Source organism: Shewanella sp. (assembly GCF_051658185.1).
Classification (GTDB): Bacteria; Pseudomonadota; Gammaproteobacteria; order Enterobacterales; family Shewanellaceae; genus Shewanella.
The window spans coordinates 1-5937 of sequence record NZ_JBOFMC010000055.1 but is presented as its reverse complement, the minus strand read 5'-3'; the positions used below and the strand labels follow the sequence as shown (position 1 = coordinate 5937).

The 5937-nt window shown below is 52.8% G+C and carries 4 protein-coding genes; 1 reads left to right on the top strand and 3 read right to left on the bottom strand.

The window, feature by feature from the left end; translation table 11 throughout:
• Positions 1 to 6: 6 nt before the first annotated feature.
• The gene (locus tag ACRCZA_RS02295; protein ID WP_438672869.1) at positions 7 to 1968 is read right to left on the bottom strand and encodes an LTA synthase family protein; all 1962 of its coding nucleotides are present in this window, start codon (positions 1966 to 1968) and stop codon (positions 7 to 9) included.
• A 254-nt stretch (positions 1969 to 2222) separates the two neighbouring features.
• Positions 2223 to 4586: a Tex family protein gene (locus ACRCZA_RS02290; protein WP_438672868.1), complete on the bottom strand. Its 2364-nt coding sequence runs from the start codon at positions 4584 to 4586 to the stop codon at positions 2223 to 2225.
• A 298-nt stretch (positions 4587 to 4884) separates the two neighbouring features.
• Here ACRCZA_RS02290 and greB point away from each other — a divergent pair, with 298 nt between their 5' ends.
• Positions 4885 to 5412 (top strand): transcription elongation factor GreB, encoded by a 528-nt coding sequence (gene greB, locus ACRCZA_RS02285; RefSeq protein WP_438672867.1) that lies wholly within the window; start codon positions 4885 to 4887, stop codon positions 5410 to 5412.
• 15 nt (positions 5413 to 5427) lie between these two features.
• On the opposite strand, the gene ACRCZA_RS02280 is transcribed toward greB, so the two are convergent.
• Positions 5428 to 5892, bottom strand: a complete 465-nt coding sequence (locus ACRCZA_RS02280; protein WP_438672866.1) for an NlpC/P60 family protein — start codon at positions 5890 to 5892, stop codon at positions 5428 to 5430.
• Positions 5893 to 5937: the final 45 nt, after the last annotated feature.

Here is a 5937-nt window from a genome sequence, read left to right as displayed (position 1 = left end):
AGCGGATTATTTGGACAGGCGATACAGCCCTTGCTCGTAAGCTAAGCTGCCCCAAAGAGCCCAGCTGAGGGCTTTTTTCTCAAGGGCCTCGGCGGCTGGGGCGTGGCGGTTGAGTTGTTCGCTCTTGCTATCGTATTGGAAGCCTTCGGCGGGCTTCTCGGGTTGCAAAATCACTACATCTTTGCCTTCCATGAGGGCAAAGTTTTTATCGTATTGCATCATGGCGCGCCCCGGCCAATCCTCACTCACTTGGGTTAAGTCCCGGCCAAGCATGGGGTAATGATCTGAAATCCCGATTAAAGATAACAGGGTGGGCGGCAGATCAATTTGACTCACAACACGCTGATCGCGTTTAGGCGCGACGTTGTCGCCTAGGATCAGCCCCGGAATACGAAAGCGCGAGACGGGCACCAAATCGGCGCCGCCAACGCGGCTATCATGATCGGCGACCACGATAAAAATGGTGTCTTTCCAGTAATCGGCATTTTTAGCCAGTTTAAAAAATTCACCAATGGCGTAGTCGGCATATTTAGCGGCGTTATTGCGAGTCTGTTTGGGTTGCTCATAGAGTTCAATACGATCATCTGGGAATTCAAACGGATCGTGATTCGTGGAGCTAAACACTAAACTAAAAAATGGCTTACCTTCGGCATGTAGCCGCTCAAATTCACTATTGGCCTTGCGCATCAGATCCTCATCGCTGACGCCCCAAGAACCGACAAACGCAGGCGATTGATAATCCTTTTGATCGATGATGTCGCTAAAACCATTCCCCAAAAAGAAGCTGCGCATATTGTCAAAATGGCTCTCGCCACCATAGATAAACTGAGTGGTATAGCCATATTTTTTAAGGAGATCGGCTAAGGTAAAAAAGCCGGTCTGGCTTTTTCCAAGTTTGACCACCGCCCTTGCGGGGGTGGGGGTAAAGCCCGTCGTGACCGCCTCGATACCGCGCACTGAGCGGGTGCCCGTCGCGTATAAATTATCAAAATACCAGCCCTCTTTGGAGAGCGCGTCAATATTGGGCGTTAAAGGTAAGCCACCTAAACTGCCGACAAACCGGGCGCCGAGGCTTTCTTGCAGCAAGATCACCAGATTTTTTGGTTTGCCAGTATAGCTAGCTTGGTTAAAGCTCAGCGATGGGAGCTCCTCTGAGGAGAACGCCGCTGCTGGTCGGCCGCTTTCTTGCCTGATGGTGGCAATAATCTCCGCTTTGGTTAACTTACCGTACACTTTTGCGGCATCTTCTTCGCTGCCCATTTGTTTGATGGCAAACACGAGGGAGTAGGAGGAGTTGATCACTAACGAGTTGACTAACGGATCGTCGGCAAAGGCAACCATTGCCGGGTTAATGGGGCGGTGTCCTAGGGTAGAGCGCGCGCCGAGGAAGGTGAGTATCACGACCACGAGGGCTAACACTGGGCGCCAATACCAGCGAGGGAAGCGCAGATGCTGGGTGAGTTTACCGCTGAGCTGCCAGCCGCCCCACAGGGTTGCAATGGTTAGCCCTACTGCAAAAATCAGCTCGAGTTTGCGACCCGCCCATAGCATAGAGAGTACTTCTTTAGGGTAAATCAGGTATTCCACATACAAACGATTCGGGCGAATGCCGTACTCTTCAATAAAGGCGGGCGTCGAGACTTCTAAAAACAGGATGATCCAGAGGCCAAGGGTCAGCCACAGTCGCAGAATGGGCCGCCAGAGGCGTCCGACGAAGTGATCCCCTGAAAACAGCGCCGTACCAAGGGTGGCAATCCCAAAGAGCCAGCACAGGGTGGCAATGTCCACCCGCAAACCTTGGAGGAGCAAGTGAGGCCAACCATCGACCGCCGCGACGCGTTCGCCTTGCCATAAGCCTAAACCGATGCGACTGGCCGTGGCAATCAATAAGATTAAGAGGCAAAAGATGATAATAGCGCGAAAGGGCCCGTAAGCGGGTGGGCGGCGGAAAATCGAACCAGCAGACATTGTGTTACCCCAAAACACTCTCGCGTGACTCCGCTTTGGGGTGTCGAGAATGTTAACTTGTAATTATTAGAATTGGATATAGGAGATCCTGCTCTACGAAAGGTTGCAGGAAATTGCCGACTTTATAGTATTAATGGTTACTGTTATGCAACCATTTTATGATTGTTCGTTAATAAACTGAGATGCAGACAGGTGTGCCCGAGCCAAAGTGCCAGCCCTATGGTTCGGGTTGGCACTTTGGCTGAGTTTTCAGTCTATTTTTTTAACTTCGCGAAGGCATCGGCAAAGGCGTTCCCCATAGCGGCATTCACTGGCGCAGCCTTAGATTGGGGGCGAGCCGCCCTTGGCGTCGCCTGTTTCGCATTTGGCTTGCCTTGGGCAGCCCCTTTCGTGGGGGCGGCGCCGCGGCCTTGGGGTTTGCTTGGTGCGATAGCCTCATCCAGACGCATGCTTAACCCGATGCGACGGCGCTCCACATCCACCTCCATGACCTTGACCTTCACAACATCACCAGCTTTCACCACAGTGTGAGGATCGCTGATAAATTTGTCGGTCAAGGAAGAGATATGCACTAGCCCATCCTGATGTACCCCAATATCGACAAAGGCGCCAAAGTTGGTCACGTTGGTGACCACGCCTTCGAGGATCATCTCTGGGATCAGGTCTTTTAGCTCCTCGACACCGTCTTTGAACTTGGCGGTTTTAAACTCGCCGCGGGGATCGCGCCCGGGCTTATCTAATTCGGCAAGAATGTCGGTCACCGTTGGTAAGCCAAATTCTGGGGTAATGAATTCCTGTGGATTGATGCTGCGCAGCAGCGATGAATTACCGATAAGGCTTGCCAATTCAAGCTGTTTGGCCTTGGCAATGGTTTCGACCAGCGCATAGGCTTCGGGGTGCACCGCCGAGGCATCGAGGGGGTTATCGCCGGCGCGAATGCGTAAAAAGCCCGCCGCTTGCTCATAGGCTTTCGGGCCTAAGCGCGGCACTTTAAGCAATTCTTTACGATTGTTAAATTGGCCGTTGGTATCGCGGTAGTCCACCACATTCTTGGCTAAGGTCTTGTTTAATCCGGCTACCTGCGACAATAGCGGCGCCGATGCGGTATTGAGATCGACTCCCACACCGTTAACACAATCCTCCACGACAGCCTCAAGGGAGTTGGACAGAAGGCTCTGGCTCACATCGTGTTGATATTGGCCAACACCAATGGATTTAGGCTCGATTTTGACGAGCTCCGCGAGTGGATCTTGTAGGCGGCGGGCAATCGAGACTGCGCCACGGATAGACACATCTAAGTCAGGAAACTCCAGCGCCGCGAGCTCAGAGGCGGAATACACCGAGGCGCCAGCTTCGCTGACCATGACCTTGGTTAAGTGGGGCTGAGTGTCTTTTAGGCTGGCAATTAATTCTGCGGCGAGTTTGTCGGTTTCCCGCGAGGCGGTGCCGTTACCAATCGCAATTAACTCCACCTTGTGCATCTGCACGAGGTTGGCCAGGGTACGAATGGATTTATCCCAGAGATTTTGCGGAGCATGGGGGAAAATGGTGCTGTGGGCCACCAATTTGCCGGTGTTATCGACGATGGCGACTTTAACGCCAGTGCGTAAACCGGGATCGAGCCCCATGGTGGCCTTGGCGCCAGCGGGCGGTGCCATCAAGAGGTCGCCTAAGTTGCGGGCAAAGACCTTAATGGCTTCTGCCTCGGCGCGCTCGCGCATTTGCGAGATAAATTCGGTTTCCATTTGCAGGGCGATTTTGATGCGCCATGTGGCCGTGACCACGGTTTTAAGCCATTGATCAACTGGGCTGTCGCTAAGGTTTAGCCCTAAATGCTCAAGAATAATGACTTCGCAGTAACTGCCGGTGCCAGCGTCGGCGCCCGGGTCGGCATTCATCGACAGCGATAAAAAGCCTTCGTTGCGGCCGCGCAGCATCGCGAGCGCGCGGTGGGATGGCACCTTGGCCAAGGCTTCGCTGTGCTCAAAGTAATCGCGGTATTTGGCGGCTTCTTTTTCTTTACCAGCGACCACACGGCTTTCTAGCAGGCTGTTTTGGCTTAAATGTTCACGCACTTTGCGCAGCAGCTCGGCATCTTCAGCGTAGCGCTCCATTAAAATGTAGCGGGCACCCTCAAGTACGGCCTTGGTATCATTAAAGCCCATTTCGGCATTGATATAGCTGGCGGCGAGTGCCTCGATATCGGCTTTACGATCCGCAAGCAGGCCGTCGGCCAGGGGCTCAAGGCCCGCTTCGATGGCAATTTGCCCCTTAGTGCGCCGCTTGGGCTTAAAGGGTAAATAGAGATCTTCAAGACGGGTTTTGCTGTCGGCGGCGTCGATGGCCTGCTGTAACTGCGCAGTGAGCTTGCCCTGAGCCTGAATGCTCGACAGGATCACTTGGCGCCGGTCATTGAGCTCGCGCAGATAACCTAAACGGGAGTAAAGAGTGCGCAGCTCGGTGTCATCTAGGCCGCCAGTTGCTTCTTTACGGTAGCGGGCGATGAAGGGCACAGTGGCGCCATTATCGAGTAACTCTATGGTTGCACTCACTTGCTGCTCGCGAACATTCAGTTCCTGAGCGATGATTTGAGCAATGTTATGGGCATTAGTTTGCATAAATAGAATGTCACGCCTAACGGGTTATAAAAATCAATATTGCCCTCAAGATACCACAGGCACAGGATCAATTTCATGTTAATCGCGCGATCTCACCGAGGTTTCCGTTATGGCAATGGCCAGGTTTTGCACTCGGTTGGGAGAAGAGGCGGTGCGGCGATTTTGGCGAGCGGCGCATTGGCGTGAGTCTGAAATGGCGGTATATTGTCGCGCAATATCGGCTGATTTCCCCGGCGATTTGTGGCGTGACGATAAATGCACGCGGGGGAGTCGCTCATGCGGGGATGGGAACACAAACGTGAATGCCAATGTAAAAACCAATGCGAAAACTAACTTAATCACTCGTGAAGGCTTTGAAAAGCTCAATACTGAGCTGAATTATCTTTGGCGTGAGTACCGGCCGCAAATTACCCAAAAGGTCACTTGGGCGGCCAGCCTAGGTGATCGCTCAGAGAATGCCGATTATAAGGAAAACAAGCGGTTGCTGCGGCAGATTGATTCTCGGGTGCGCTATCTTAGAAAGCGAATCGAAGCCGTTAAAGTGGTCGAGTACGCGCCCGCCCAAGAGGGTAAGGTCTTTTTTGGTGCTTGGGTTGAAATTGAAAATGATCAGGGGGAGATTAAACGCTTTCGTATTGTCGGCCCCGATGAAATCTATGGCCGGAATGATTATATTTCGATTGATGCGCCCATGGCTCGGGCGCTGCTGAAAAAACAAGTCGATGACGAAGCCATTGTCTCCACGCCCTTAGGGCTAAGCACTTGGTATGTCAATGCGATTTCCTACCTCAAGCCGCTCGGCCCTCAAGAGCAAGAGTCGCGTTAGCGGATGCTCGTTCGTTTAAATTCGTCTGGCATTCCAATATTTAGCCGCCCAATATTGATTGAGTAAGCTCGAAATTTTAACCCCTTGGCTGGTGGACACGTGGAGGAAATTATCGCCACCAACATAAATGCCCACATGGTGGGTGCTCCAGCCCGTCTTAAAAAAGACTAAATCCCCCTTACGCAGTTGATGCCTGGGCACCGGATGGCCAAGGGTTTGCTGCTCTTTTACGGTGCGTGGCAGCGTCATGCCGAGCATTTTTTCATAGGCGACTGACACAAAGGCTGAGCAATCAATGCCTTTCTTGGTCGAGCCGCCCAAGCGATAGGGCACGCCGCGCCACTCGCTATGCAGTTTGGCAATATTGTTATCGTTCCACACCGATACCGGCTCAGGGCGTGTGACCACAGGCTGAGGTTCTGGCGCGCTAGCACAAGCGCCAAGGCCTAAGGCTAAGATCAACACGATCAATCTTGTCATTGGGGCCGCACTTATCAAAGGTTGATCCTCGAGTTATGGCTAGTT